The sequence below is a fragment of the Enterobacter cloacae complex sp. SYL003 genome (genome assembly GCF_049236925.1).
Lineage (GTDB): Bacteria > Pseudomonadota > Gammaproteobacteria > Enterobacterales > Enterobacteriaceae > Enterobacter > Enterobacter intestinihominis.
This window is the reverse complement of record NZ_JBMKJK010000005.1, coordinates 73,917-86,713: the sequence shown is the minus strand read 5'-3', so window position 1 is coordinate 86,713 and position 12,797 is coordinate 73,917. Positions and strand designations below refer to the sequence as shown.

The following is a 12,797-nucleotide window of genomic DNA, read 5'->3' as shown; positions in this document are numbered from 1 at the left end:
GCGGTTGCCGTGAAGGCTATTCTGCGTTTAGATGTTAAAATATTTAACCATAACCTTGACAGGGCCATGGACTCTTTTCTTTTTTTGAGGGGCAATTGTGAAACTGGATGAAATCGCCCGGCTCGCCGGCGTGTCGAGAACCACGGCCAGCTATGTGATTAACGGTAAAGCAAAGCAGTATCGTGTCAGCGATAAGACCGTTGAGAAAGTGATGGCAGTCGTTCGTGAGCATAATTACCATCCGAATGCTGTCGCCGCAGGTTTACGTGCCGGGCGCACCCGCTCTATTGGCCTGGTGATCCCGGACCTGGAAAACACCAGCTATACCCGCATCGCCAACTATCTGGAACGTCAGGCTCGTCAGCGGGGCTATCAGCTGTTGATTGCCTGCTCCGAGGATCAGCCCGACAACGAGATGCGCTGCATTGAGCATCTGCTGCAACGTCAGGTTGATGCCATCATCGTGTCGACCTCTTTACCACCCGAGCATCCGTTCTATCAGCGCTGGGCGAACGATCCGTTCCCGATAGTGGCGCTGGATCGTGCGCTCGATCGTGAACATTTCACCAGCGTCGTGGGTGCCGATCAGGACGATGCAGAAATGCTGGCTGCCGAGCTGCGTACCTTCCCGGCTGAAACGGTGCTGTATCTTGGCGCTTTGCCTGAACTTTCGGTAAGCTTCCTGCGTGAACAAGGGTTCCGTACGGCATGGAAAGACGATCCGCGTGACGTTCATTATCTCTATGCCAACAGTTATGAGCGCGAAGCGGCTGCCCAGCTGTTCGAGAAATGGCTGGAAACGCACCCGATGCCGCAGGCGTTGTTTACCACCTCGTTTGCTCTGTTGCAGGGAGTGATGGACGTGACGTTACGTCGCGATGGCAAGCTGCCATCCGATCTGGCGATTGCTACCTTCGGTGATAACGAACTGCTCGACTTCCTGCAATGTCCAGTGCTGGCCGTGGCTCAGCGTCACCGCGACGTCGCCGAGCGCGTGCTGGAGATTGTTCTGGCAAGCCTGGATGAACCCCGCAAGCCGAAACCCGGGCTTACGCGTATCAAACGTAATCTCTATCGGCGCGGAATTTTGAGCCGCCATTAATATTTCCACAGGGGCGGTATAACTGCCCCTTTTGCGGCGAATTTATTGCGATAAATAATTCCCGGATAAAAATTAGGATTTATCTCTAAGATTCATAGCCTGCTATTTTTCTGAATCCATTTTGGTGTTAAAAAGCACAATTATAAATTTTTGACTGACATTTCTTTGTATTGTTTTGTTACAAACAGGCGCCAGCCGATGAATATTCAGCCATTTTTCACTCTCCCTCCAGGCCTCAATGCACACGAACGAATCCATATTGCCTCGGGATTAAACTGGTGCTGTTATCCCCCGGCGATATGCCTTAAAATGCTGCCCGCGTCGCAAACTGACACTTTATATTTCCCTGCGATGATATTGAGTGAGTCTTAACGCTCGTGTGCATATTCGGTTTTTTTCTTACAAATATTCATAACGTTAATTTTGCCTCGCCAGTTGTTTAGTTATTAGCCAGGTCACTCTTGCTCTGTAAATAGGATGCTTTCGGGTCCGTACAGAGAGAGTCCTGGCTTGACAAGCTTTTCCCTCGCTCCGTAAACTCCTTCAGGTGGGAATTTGTGGGTTAAAGTGGTGAGGAGGGGTGAGGCTGGCATGTTCCGTGGAGCAACGTTAGTCAATCTCGACAGCAAAGGGCGTTTATCGGTACCAACCCGATACCGTGACCAGCTGATTGAGAACGCTTCGGGTCAACTGGTTTGCACCATTGACATCAACTCCCCCTGCCTGCTGCTTTATCCTTTGCCTGAATGGGAAATCATTGAGCAAAAGCTGTCGCGACTGTCGAGCATGAACCCGCAGGAACGCCGCGTACAGCGGTTGTTATTGGGACATGCCAGTGAATGTCAGATGGATAGCGCCGGGCGATTATTGATTGCGCCTGTGTTGCGGCAACATGCCGGTCTGACTAAAGAAGTGATGCTGGTCGGGCAGTTCAACAAGTTTGAACTGTGGGACGAAACGACCTGGTATCAACAGGTCAAGGAAGATATCGACGCTGAGCAGTCTGATTCCGCAACATTATCGGAACGGCTGCAGGACTTGTCTCTATAAATATGATGGAAAATTATAAACATACAACGGTGCTGCTGGATGAGGCCGTTAACGGCCTGAATATTCGTCCAGATGGCATCTATATTGATGGCACTTTTGGTCGCGGTGGCCACTCGCGTTTGATCCTCTCTCAGCTTGGAGCGGAAGGGCGCCTGCTGGCAATTGACCGCGATCCGCAGGCGATTGCCGTTGCGCAAACCATCGATGACCCTCGCTTTTCCATCGTGCATGGACCTTTCTCTGCGCTTGCGGATTATGTCGCCGAGCGCGGCCTGACCGGCAAAATCGACGGGATCCTCCTCGATCTTGGCGTCTCTTCACCACAGCTTGATGATGCAGAACGCGGCTTCTCCTTTATGCGCGACGGTCCGCTGGATATGCGTATGGACCCCACTCGCGGCCAGTCTGCCGCCGAGTGGTTACAAACTGCTGACGAAGCGGATATTGCCTGGGTGATCAAAACCTTCGGCGAAGAACGCTTTGGCAAACGTATTGCGCGCGCCATCGTGGAGCGCAACCGCGTTGAGCCAATGACCCGTACCAAAGAGCTGGCAGAAGTCATCGCGGCGGCAACGCCAGTGAAGGACAAGCACAAACATCCTGCGACCCGTACCTTCCAGGCGGTTCGTATCTGGGTAAACAGTGAACTGGAGGAAATAGAGCTGGCGCTAAAAAGCTCGCTCGACGTGCTGGCCCCGGGTGGGCGGTTATCCATCATCAGCTTCCATTCGCTGGAAGATCGCATCGTTAAGCGCTTTATGCGTGAACAGAGCCGCGGTCCGCAGGTTCCAGCTGGGCTGCCGATGACGGAAGAACAACTCAGAAAGCTGGGAGGCCGTCAGTTGCGAGCATTAGGCAAGTTGATGCCGGGCGAAGAAGAGGTGGCAGAGAATCCACGTGCCCGTAGTTCAGTGCTGCGTATTGCAGAGAGGACGAACGCATGATCAGCAGAGTGACAGAGACCCTAAGCAAAGTTAAGGGATCGTTAGGAAGCAACGAGCGCCATGCCTTGCCTGGCGTGATCGGCGACGATCTTTTGCGGTTTGGGAAGCTGCCACTCTGCTTGTTCATTTGCATCATTGTGACGGCAGTCATGGTGGTAACCACCGCTCACCATACCCGTTTATTAACTGCGCAGCGTGAACAGATGGTACTGGAACGCGATGCGCTGGATATTGAATGGCGAAATCTGATCCTTGAAGAAAACGCGCTCGGCGATCACAGCCGGGTTGAACGGATCGCAACGGAAAAACTGCAATTACAGCATGTTGATCCTTCGCAGGAAAATATCGTAGTACAAAAATAAGGGAAAACGCGACGCATGAAAGCAGCGGCAAAAACGCTAAAACCAAAACGCCAGGAAGAACAGGCCAACTTTATCAGTTGGCGTTTTGCGTTGCTTTGCGGCTGCATTTTACTGGCGCTGGGTTTCCTGCTGGGACGCGTGGCGTGGCTACAAATCATCGCGCCTGACATGCTGGTGCGTCAGGGGGATATGCGTTCTCTGCGCGTGCAGGAAGTTTCTACCTCTCGTGGGATGATCACCGACCGCTCCGGCCGCCCGCTGGCGGTGAGCGTACCGGTGAAGGCGATCTGGGCCGATCCTAAAGAGCTGCATGACGCAGGCGGGATCACCCTTGATAACCGCTGGAAGGCGCTCTCAGACGCGTTGAAAATGCCGCTGGATCAGCTGGCGTCACGCGTTAACGCCAACCCGAAAGGGCGCTTCATCTATCTTGCCCGTCAGGTGAACCCTGACATGGCTGATTACATTAAAAAACTTAAGCTGCCCGGCATTCATCTGCGGGAAGAATCCCGCCGTTATTATCCTTCCGGCGAAGTCACCGCGCACCTGATTGGCTTCACCAACGTGGATAGCCAGGGGATTGAAGGCGTTGAAAAAAGCTTCGACAAGTGGCTTACCGGCCAGCCTGGCGAGCGAATCGTGCGTAAAGACCGCTATGGTCGCGTCATTGAAGATATTTCCTCGACAGACAGCCAGGCCGCGCACAACCTGGCCCTGAGTATTGATGAGCGCTTGCAGGCGCTGGTCTATCGTGAGCTGAACAACGCCGTCGCGTTTAACAAGGCGGAATCGGGCAGTGCCGTGCTGGTGGATGTGGCGACAGGTGAAGTGCTGGCGATGGCCAGTAGTCCCTCATACAACCCGAATAATTTTGCCGGTACAGCAAAAGATGCGATGCGTAACCGCTCCATCACCGATGTGTTTGAACCCGGTTCAACCGTAAAACCTATGGTGGTGATGACGGCTCTACAGCGGGGCATCGTCAACGAAAATACCGTTCTGAATACGATCCCTTATCGAATTAACGGCCACGAAATAAAAGACGTGGCACGTTACAGCGAACTGACCCTGACCGGGGTCTTACAGAAGTCGAGTAACGTCGGTGTGTCAAAACTGGCGTTAGCGATGCCGTCCTCAGCGTTAGTAGATACTTACTCACGTTTTGGGCTGGGAAAGGCGACCAATTTGGGGTTGGTCGGAGAACGCAGTGGCTTATATCCTCAAAAACAACGGTGGTCTGACATAGAGAGGGCCACCTTCTCTTTCGGCTACGGGCTAATGGTAACTCCCTTACAGTTAGCGCGAGTCTACGCAACGATTGGCAGCTATGGCATTTATCGCCCGCTGTCGATCACCAAAGTTGATCCACCGGTACCGGGGGAACGTGTTTTCCCGGAATCTATCGTTCGTACCGTCGTACATATGATGGAAAGCGTCGCGCTGCCCGGTGGTGGTGGCGTGAAGGCCGCGATTAAGGGCTATCGTATCGCCATCAAAACCGGTACAGCGAAAAAAGTGGGGCCGGACGGCCGCTATATCAACAAATACATTGCCTATACCGCAGGCGTAGCGCCTGTAAGCAATCCGCGTTTTGCGCTGGTGGTCGTCATCAACGATCCGCAGGCGGGTAAATACTACGGCGGCGCCGTCTCCGCGCCTGTGTTCGGGGCTATTATGGGCGGCGTGTTGCGCACCATGAACATTGAACCGGATGCGCTGGCGACGGGCGAAAAAAGTGAATTTGTAATTAATCAAGGCGAGGGAACAGGTGGCAGATCGTAATTTGCGCGACCTTCTTGCTCCGTGGGTGCCTATGCTACCTGCGCGAGCACTGCGAGAGATGGTACTGGATAGCCGCGTAGCGGCTTCTGGCGATCTTTTTGTGGCAGTGGTAGGTCATCAGGCGGACGGGCGTCGTTATATCCCGCAGGCGATTGCGCAAGGTGTTGCTGCCATTATTGCTGAGGCCAAAGATGAGGCAACAGACGGTGAGATCCGTGAAATGCACGGCGTGCCGGTCATCTATCTCAGCCAGCTGAATGAGCGTCTCTCCGCGCTGGCAGGACGTTTTTACAACGAACCTTCCGACCAGTTAAAGCTGGTTGGCGTGACAGGAACCAACGGAAAAACCACCACCACTCAGCTGATGGCGCAGTGGGCTCAGCTGCTGGGTGAAACCGGTGCCGTCATGGGCACGGTGGGGAACGGTATTCTGGGCAAAGTAAGCCCGACGGAAAACACTACAGGCTCGGCGGTTGACGTGCAGCGTGTGCTGGCAGGCCTTGCAGAGCAGGGGGCGACCTTCGCGGCGATGGAGGTCTCCTCCCATGGTCTGGTACAACATCGCGTGGCGGCACTGAAATTTGCCGCCTCTGTCTTTACAAACCTGAGCCGCGATCACCTTGATTATCATGGTGATATGGAGCACTACGAAGCGGCGAAATGGCTGCTTTATTCCACTCACCACCACGGGCAGGCGATCATTAACGCCGACGACGAAGTCGGTCGCCGCTGGCTGGAAAAACTGCCAGATGCGGTGGCGGTGTCGATGGAAGATCGCATTAATCCGAACTGTCGTGGCCGCTGGCTGAAGGCAGTCGAAGTGAACTACCACGATAGCGGGGCGACGATCCGCTTTGCTTCCACCTGGGGCGAAGGTGAAATTGAAAGCCGCCTGATGGGGGCCTTTAACGTCAGTAACCTGCTGCTGGCGCTGGCGACGCTGCTGGCGCTGGGTTACCCGATGGTGGATCTGCTGAAAACGTCTGAGCGTTTGCAACCGGTCTGTGGCCGCATGGAAGTGTTCAGTGCGCCGGGCAAGCCGACGGTGGTCGTGGATTACGCCCATACGCCGGATGCGCTGGAAAAAGCGCTGGAAGCGGCGCGTCTGCACTGCGCAGGCAAGCTCTGGTGCGTGTTTGGCTGCGGTGGCGATCGCGACAAGGGTAAACGTCCGCTGATGGGCGCCATCGCTGAGCAGTTCGCGGATATTCCCGTGGTGACCGATGACAACCCGCGTACCGAAGAGCCGAGGGCCATTATCAACGACATTCTGGCGGGCATGCTGGATGCGGGTCGTGCGCGCGTGGTCGAAGGCCGTGCGGAGGCCGTGACTAACGCCATTATGCAGGCGCAGGAGAATGATGTGGTTCTGCTGGCCGGTAAAGGTCATGAAGATTATCAGATCGTCGGCAATCGTCGTCTGGATTACTCCGACCGCGTGACGGCAGCGCGTCTGCTGGGAGTGGTGGCATGATTAGCATTACGTTAAGCCAGGCCGCTGCGGTATTGCAGGGGATGCTGCATGGTCAGGATCTGACCATCGAGGCTGTGACCACCGACACCCGTAAGGTGACGGCGGGCTGCCTGTTTGTGGCGCTGAAGGGGGAACGTTTTGACGCCCACGATTTTGCGCAACAGGCTAAAGATAACGGCGCGGGTGCGCTGCTGGTCAACCGTAAGCTCGATATCGATTTGCCGCAGATTGTGGTGAAAGATACGCGCCTGGCCTTTGGTGAGCTGGCGGCATGGGTTCGCCAGCAGGTGCCAACACGCGTCGTGGCGCTGACGGGCTCGTCGGGCAAAACCTCCGTTAAAGAGATGACGGCGGCGATCCTTAGCCAGTGCGGAAACACGCTTTATACGGCGGGCAACCTTAATAATGACATCGGTGTACCGATGACGCTGCTGCGCCTGACCCACGAGCATGAATATGCGGTGATTGAGTTAGGGGCTAACCATCAGGGCGAAATCGCCTGGACCGTGAGCCTGACGCGTCCGGAAGCGGCGCTGGTGAATAACCTGGCGGCGGCACATCTTGAAGGTTTTGGTTCGCTGGCCGGTGTGGCGAAAGCGAAAGGTGAAATTTATACCGGCCTGCCGGATGACGGCATTGCCATTATGAATGCCGATAACAATGACTGGCTGAACTGGCAGAGCATCATTGGTTCACGCAAAACCTGGCGCTTCTCCCCGAATGCGGCAAACAGTGATTTTTCGGCGACCAACATTCATGTGACGTCCCACGGCACCGAGTTCACCCTCACGACCCCAACGGGCGACATCGACGTGCTGCTGCCTCTGCCGGGTCGTCATAACATCGCCAATGCGCTTGCTGCGGCAGCGCTCTCAATGGCGGTAGGGGCCTCACACGCTGCGATAAAAACTGGTCTGGCAAATTTAAAAGCCGTGCCGGGGCGTCTGTTCCCGATCCAGCTGGCTGAAAACAAACTCCTGCTGGATGACTCCTACAACGCTAACGTCGGCTCCATGACGGCGGCCGTGCAGGTCTTGTCTGAGATGCCGGGCTATCGCGTGATGGTTGTGGGCGATATGGCCGAGCTGGGTGATGAAAGCGAAGCCTGCCACATACAGGTTGGCGAAGCGGCGAAAGCTGCCGGGCTTGACCGCGTACTGAGCGCAGGCACGCTGAGCAAGGCCATTTCCGATGCCAGTGAAGTTGGCGAACATTTTGCCGATAAATCTGCACTGATCGAACGCCTGAAGGCATTGATTACAGAAAAACAGATTGTGACTGTTTTAGTTAAAGGTTCACGTAGTGCCGCCATGGAAGAGGTTGTGCACGCATTACAGGAGAACGGGACATGTTAGTTTGGCTGGCCGAACATTTGGTCAAATATTATTCAGGCTTTAACGTCTTTTCCTATCTGACGTTTCGCGCCATCGTCAGCCTGCTGACTGCGCTGTTCATCTCGTTGTGGATGGGCCCGCGCATGATTGCCCGTCTGCAAAAACTCTCTTTCGGCCAGGTCGTGCGTAACGACGGTCCGGAATCGCATTTCAGCAAGCGCGGTACGCCGACCATGGGCGGGATAATGATCCTGACCGCGATTGTGGTGTCCGTTCTGCTGTGGGCTTATCCGTCTAACCCCTACGTCTGGTGCGTGCTGACCGTTCTGGTTGGCTACGGGATCATCGGTTTTGTTGATGACTACCGCAAAGTCGTGCGCAAAGACACCAAAGGTTTGATCGCCCGCTGGAAGTATTTCTGGATGTCGGTAATTGCGCTGGGTGTGGCCTTCGCGCTTTACCTGGCAGGAAAAGACACCCCGGCCACCGAGCTGGTGGTGCCGTTCTTCAAAGACGTGATGCCGCAGCTGGGGCTGTTCTACATTCTGCTGGCTTACTTTGTGATCGTCGGCACCGGCAACGCCGTCAACCTGACCGATGGTCTGGACGGCCTGGCCATCATGCCAACCGTGTTTGTCGCGGGCGGTTTCGCGCTGGTGGCGTGGGCGACCGGTAACATGAACTTTGCAAACTACCTGCACATCCCGTACCTGCGACACGCTGGTGAGCTGGTGATCGTCTGTACGGCGATTGTCGGCGCGGGGCTGGGCTTCCTGTGGTTCAACACATATCCGGCGCAGGTCTTTATGGGCGACGTCGGTTCACTGGCACTGGGCGGCGCGCTGGGCATTATCGCCGTGCTGCTGCGTCAGGAGTTCCTGCTGGTGATTATGGGCGGTGTGTTTGTCGTTGAGACCCTGTCGGTGATTTTGCAGGTCGGTTCCTTCAAGCTGCGCGGTCAGCGCATCTTCCGTATGGCACCGATTCACCACCACTATGAACTGAAAGGCTGGCCGGAGCCGCGCGTCATTGTGCGCTTCTGGATTATTTCGCTGATGCTGGTGCTGATTGGCCTGGCAACGCTGAAGGTACGTTAATCATGGCAGATTACCAGGGCAAAAAAGTCGTTATCATCGGGTTGGGCCTTACCGGCCTCTCCTGCGTGGACTTTTTCCTTGCGCGTGGCGTGACGCCGCGCGTGATGGATACGCGCGTCTCTCCGCCGGGTCTGGACAAGCTGCCGGAGCAGGTTGAACGCCACCTGGGTGGTCTGAATGATGAGTGGCTGCTGGTCGCCGATCTGGTTGTTGCCAGCCCGGGCATGGCGCTGGCGCATCCTTCGCTGAGTGCCGCGGCGGATGCAGGCGTTGAGATTGTTGGCGATATCGAACTGTTCTGCCGGGAGGCGCAGGCCCCGATCGTTGCCATTACCGGTTCAAACGGTAAAAGCACCGTCACCACCCTGGTGGGTGAGATGGCGAAAGCGGCGGGCAAAAATGTCGGCGTGGGCGGTAATATTGGCCTGCCCGCGTTGATGCTGCTCGATAAAGGGTGTGAGCTGTTTGTACTTGAGCTTTCCAGCTTCCAGCTGGAAACCACTTCAAGCCTGCATGCGGCGGCGGCGACGATCCTTAATGTCACCGAAGATCATATGGACAGATACCCGTTCGGCTTGCAGCAGTACCGCGCGGCCAAGCTGCGTGTCTATGAAAATGCCAAAGTCTGCGTGGTGAATGCCGATGATGCACTCACCATGCCGGTGCGTGGCGCAGACGATCGCTGCATTAGCTTCGGTATTAACATGGGTGACTATCACCTTAACCGCCAGCAGGGCGAAACCTGGCTGCGGGTGAAAGGTGAGAAGGTGCTGAACGTGAAAGAGATGATGCTCTCCGGCCAGCATAACTACACCAACGCGCTGGCGGCGCTGGCGCTAGCGGATGCCGTTGGCCTGCCGCGATCTTCAAGCCTGAAGGCGCTGACCACCTTTACCGGCCTGGCTCACCGTTTTCAGCTGGCGCTGGAGCACAAAGGCGTACGCTGGATTAACGATTCCAAAGCAACCAATGTGGGTAGCACCGAGGCGGCATTGAACGGTCTGTACGTTGAAGGCACACTGCATCTGCTGCTGGGCGGCGACGGTAAATCAGCCGATTTCTCCTCGCTGAAGCAGTACCTCAATGGTGATAACGTGCGCCTTTATTGCTTTGGCCGCGATGGCAGCGAGCTTGCGGCGTTGCGTCCTGAGGTCGCCGAACAAACCGAGACCATGGAACAGGCGATGCGCCTTATCGCCCCCCGCGTGAAGCCCGGCGATATGGTGCTGCTCTCGCCAGCCTGTGCCAGCCTCGATCAATTTAAGAATTTCGAACAGCGGGGCGATGTCTTTACCCGCCTGGCGAAGGAGTTAGGCTGATGCGTTTATCTCTCCCTCGCCTGAAAATGCCGCGTCTGCCAGGGTTTGGTATCCTGGTATGGCTGTTTACGGCGCTGAAAGGCTGGGTGATGGCTTCACGGGATAAAGATTCCGACAGCCTGATTATGTACGACCGCACGCTGTTCTGGCTCACGCTGGGGCTGGCAGCGACCGGCTTTATTATGGTCACCTCGGCGTCGATGCCTGTCGGACAGCGTCTGGCAAACGATCCGTTCCTGTTTGCCAAGCGTGACGGGCTGTACATCATTCTCGCGTTCTGCCTGGCAATGATCACCTTACGCCTGCCGATGTCGTTCTGGCAGCGGCACAGTACGGCCATGCTTATCGCCTCAATCATCATGCTGTTGATCGTTCTGGTCGTCGGGAGCTCCGTTAACGGGGCATCACGCTGGATCGCCTTTGGTCCGCTGCGTATTCAGCCTGCAGAGTTCACCAAGCTTTCGTTGTTCTGCTACCTGGCAAACTACCTGGTGCGTAAAGTCGACGAAGTTCGTAACAACCTGCGCGGCTTCTTAAAACCGATGGGCGTGATTCTGGTGCTTGCGATCCTGCTGCTGGCGCAGCCCGACCTCGGTACGGTAGTCGTACTGTTTGTCACTACGCTGGCGATGCTGTTCCTGGCGGGAGCAAAACTGTGGCAGTTCATTGCCATCATCGGGATGGGGATTTCGGCGGTGGTGCTGCTGATCCTCGCCGAACCATACCGTATCCGCCGTGTGACCTCGTTCTGGAACCCATGGGAAGATCCGTTCGGCAGCGGTTATCAGCTGACACAGTCGCTGATGGCGTTTGGCCGCGGCGAAGTCTGGGGCCAAGGCCTGGGCAACTCGGTGCAAAAACTGGAGTATTTACCGGAGGCGCATACCGACTTCATCTTCTCCATTATTGGGGAAGAACTGGGTTATATCGGTGTGGTATTGGCGCTATTAATGGTATTCTTCGTCGCTTTCCGCGCCATGTCGATTGGCCGTAAAGCGCTGGAGATCGATCACCGCTTCTCCGGTTTCCTGGCTTGCTCAATTGGTATCTGGTTTAGCTTCCAGGCACTGGTAAACGTTGGGGCCGCAGCGGGTATGCTGCCAACCAAAGGTCTGACGTTGCCGTTGATCAGTTATGGTGGTTCGAGTCTGTTGATCATGTCGACGGCCATCATGTTTTTGTTACGCATAGATTATGAAACGCGTCTGGAGAAAGCTCAGGCGTTTACACGAGGTTCACGATGAATCAACCGAAGCGGTTAATGGTGATGGCAGGCGGGACCGGCGGACACGTGTTCCCGGGACTGGCGGTTGCGCACCATTTAATGGAACAGGGCTGGCAGGTACGCTGGCTGGGAACCGCAGACCGCATGGAAGCCGACCTTGTACCTAAACACGGTATCGAGATCGACTTTATTCGTATTTCTGGCCTTCGTGGCAAAGGGATCAAGGCGCTGCTGCTGGCGCCGGTGCGCATTTTCAATGCCTGGCGTCAGGCGCGCGACATTATGAAGCGCTTTAAGCCTGACGTCGTTCTGGGCATGGGCGGCTACGTTTCCGGTCCGGGAGGACTGGCGGCGTGGTCACTGGGCATCCCTGTTGTTCTGCATGAGCAGAACGGTATTGCCGGGTTGACCAACAAATGGCTGGCAAAAATCGCCACCAAAGTTATGCAGGCCTTCCCTGGGGCATTCCCGAAAGCGGATGTCGTAGGGAATCCGGTGCGTGTGGACGTGCTGGCGCTGCCGCTGCCAGATGCACGTCTGGCGGGCCGAGAAGGGCCGGTGCGCGTGCTGGTTGTCGGCGGTTCCCAGGGCGCACGTATTTTAAACCAGACGATGCCACAGGTTGCGGCAAAACTGGGTGATGCGGTGACCATCTGGCACCAGAGCGGGAAGGGCGCTCAGCAGAGCGTTGAGCAGGCTTACGCGCAGGAAGGTCAGCCGCAGCATAAAGTGACTGAATTTATTGATGATATGGCCGCAGCCTATGCCTGGGCCGATGTCGTGGTCTGTCGCTCGGGCGCGCTGACGGTGAGCGAAATCGCCGCCGCCGGTTTGCCAGCGCTTTTTGTGCCGTTCCAGCACAAAGACCGACAGCAGTACTGGAATGCGCTGCCGCTTGAGAAAGCTGGTGCCGCAAAAATTTTTGAGCAGCCACAATTTACCGCTGATGCGGTCGCTACTACCCTGGCGGGCTGGAACCGGGATGTATTACTGGAGATGGCGCAACGCGCACGCGCGACCGCTATCCCGGATGCAACGGAACGGGTGGCAAAAGAAGTGAGCCTGGCAGCCCAGGCATAATTCTCGCAGCGCGTGTTGCGCTGCACGA

General features: G+C 56.0%; 11 protein-coding genes. All 11 read left to right on the top strand.

The features are described from left to right. The first annotated feature begins 97 nt into the window (after positions 1-97). Positions 98-1,102, top strand: coding sequence for a catabolite repressor/activator (gene cra / locus ACOT1A_RS08190; protein WP_003856369.1), 1,005 nt, complete (start codon positions 98-100; stop codon positions 1,100-1,102). Positions 1,103-1,693: 591 nt separating this feature from the next. After that, on the top strand, positions 1,694-2,152 hold the full coding sequence (gene mraZ / locus ACOT1A_RS08185; protein ID WP_014830641.1) for a division/cell wall cluster transcriptional repressor MraZ: 459 nt from the start codon (positions 1,694-1,696) through the stop codon (positions 2,150-2,152). A gap of 2 nt (positions 2,153-2,154) precedes the next feature. Further along, the gene (rsmH, locus tag ACOT1A_RS08180; protein WP_003856366.1) at positions 2,155-3,096 is read left to right on the top strand and encodes a 16S rRNA (cytosine(1402)-N(4))-methyltransferase RsmH; all 942 of its coding nucleotides are present in this window, start codon (positions 2,155-2,157) and stop codon (positions 3,094-3,096) included. Continuing rightward, on the top strand, positions 3,093-3,458 hold the full coding sequence (gene ftsL / locus ACOT1A_RS08175; RefSeq protein ID WP_003856363.1) for a cell division protein FtsL: 366 nt from the start codon (positions 3,093-3,095) through the stop codon (positions 3,456-3,458). Before rsmH ends, ftsL begins: the two co-directional genes overlap by 4 nt. Positions 3,459-3,473: 15 nt before the next feature. Beyond that, entirely contained in the window at positions 3,474-5,240 is a 1,767-nt protein-coding gene (gene ftsI, locus ACOT1A_RS08170; RefSeq protein ID WP_038415335.1) for a peptidoglycan glycosyltransferase FtsI, read from the top strand. Further along, a complete protein-coding gene (murE, locus tag ACOT1A_RS08165) occupies positions 5,227-6,714 on the top strand; it encodes a UDP-N-acetylmuramoyl-L-alanyl-D-glutamate--2,6-diaminopimelate ligase (protein WP_046619892.1) in 1,488 nt (495 codons plus the stop codon). Before ftsI ends, murE begins: the two co-directional genes overlap by 14 nt. After that, a complete protein-coding gene (gene murF, locus ACOT1A_RS08160) occupies positions 6,711-8,069 on the top strand; it encodes a UDP-N-acetylmuramoyl-tripeptide--D-alanyl-D-alanine ligase (protein ID WP_232934351.1) in 1,359 nt (452 codons plus the stop codon). The genes murE and murF overlap by 4 nt, the downstream gene beginning before the upstream one ends. Beyond that, the gene (gene mraY, locus ACOT1A_RS08155; protein WP_003856353.1) at positions 8,063-9,145 is read left to right on the top strand and encodes a phospho-N-acetylmuramoyl-pentapeptide-transferase; all 1,083 of its coding nucleotides are present in this window, start codon (positions 8,063-8,065) and stop codon (positions 9,143-9,145) included. The genes murF and mraY overlap by 7 nt, the downstream gene beginning before the upstream one ends. A 2-nt stretch (positions 9,146-9,147) precedes the next feature. Further along, positions 9,148-10,464: a UDP-N-acetylmuramoyl-L-alanine--D-glutamate ligase gene (gene murD / locus ACOT1A_RS08150; RefSeq protein ID WP_276170076.1), complete on the top strand. Its 1,317-nt coding sequence runs from the start codon at positions 9,148-9,150 to the stop codon at positions 10,462-10,464. Next, positions 10,464-11,708 carry a cell division protein FtsW gene (gene ftsW / locus ACOT1A_RS08145; RefSeq protein ID WP_022647044.1) on the top strand — a complete coding sequence of 415 codons (1,245 nt, stop codon included), beginning with the start codon at positions 10,464-10,466 and terminating at the stop codon, positions 11,706-11,708. The genes murD and ftsW overlap by 1 nt, the downstream gene beginning before the upstream one ends. Further along, positions 11,705-12,769: an undecaprenyldiphospho-muramoylpentapeptide beta-N-acetylglucosaminyltransferase gene (murG, locus tag ACOT1A_RS08140; protein WP_038415340.1), complete on the top strand. Its 1,065-nt coding sequence runs from the start codon at positions 11,705-11,707 to the stop codon at positions 12,767-12,769. Before ftsW ends, murG begins: the two co-directional genes overlap by 4 nt. Positions 12,770-12,797: the final 28 nt, after the last annotated feature.

Excerpts from the sequence above, each read along its gene's own strand:
- mraZ (WP_014830641.1), top strand. The coding sequence starts at position 1,694 with ATGTTCCGTGGAGCAACGTTAGTCAATCTCGACAGCAAAGGGCGTTTA.
- rsmH (WP_003856366.1), top strand. The coding sequence starts at position 2,155 with ATGATGGAAAATTATAAACATACAACGGTGCTGCTGGATGAGGCCGTT.
- ftsL (WP_003856363.1), top strand. The coding sequence starts at position 3,093 with ATGATCAGCAGAGTGACAGAGACCCTAAGCAAAGTTAAGGGATCGTTA.
- ftsI (WP_038415335.1), top strand. The coding sequence starts at position 3,474 with ATGAAAGCAGCGGCAAAAACGCTAAAACCAAAACGCCAGGAAGAACAG.
- murF (WP_232934351.1), top strand. The coding sequence starts at position 6,711 with ATGATTAGCATTACGTTAAGCCAGGCCGCTGCGGTATTGCAGGGGATG.
- mraY (WP_003856353.1), top strand. The coding sequence starts at position 8,063 with ATGTTAGTTTGGCTGGCCGAACATTTGGTCAAATATTATTCAGGCTTT.
- murD (WP_276170076.1), top strand. The coding sequence starts at position 9,148 with ATGGCAGATTACCAGGGCAAAAAAGTCGTTATCATCGGGTTGGGCCTT.
- ftsW (WP_022647044.1), top strand. The coding sequence starts at position 10,464 with ATGCGTTTATCTCTCCCTCGCCTGAAAATGCCGCGTCTGCCAGGGTTT.
- murG (WP_038415340.1), top strand. The coding sequence starts at position 11,705 with ATGAATCAACCGAAGCGGTTAATGGTGATGGCAGGCGGGACCGGCGGA.